The organism is Cognatundibacterium luofuense (assembly GCF_018139685.1).
Taxonomy (GTDB): Bacteria; Pseudomonadota; Gammaproteobacteria; order Burkholderiales; family Burkholderiaceae_D; genus Undibacterium; species Undibacterium luofuense.
On record NZ_JAGSPN010000597.1, the window covers coordinates 1 to 289 of the forward strand.

1 pseudogene is annotated in these 289 nt (G+C 53.3%); it reads right to left on the minus strand.

The features are described from left to right. Nucleotides 1-289, minus strand: a pseudogene (locus KDM89_RS21795) (transketolase); the annotation flags it as partial.

Consider the following 289-nt stretch of genomic DNA (forward strand, 5'->3'; position numbering starts at 1 on the left):
TTCTGCCAGCGCCATACCCACCGCATTGGTGATGCCCTGCCCCAGAGGACCGGTGGTGGTTTCTACGCCCGGTGTGATGTGCACTTCCGGATGTCCTGCAGTTTTGGAATGCAGTTGACGGAAATTGCGGATTTCATCCATCGACAGATCATAGCCAGTCAGATGCAGCAACGAGTAATGCAGCATAGAGCCATGGCCATTCGACAGAACAAAACGGTCGCGGTTAATCCACTGAGGATGCGCTGGGTTATGACGATAATGGCCTTTCCACAATGCCACAGCGATGTCT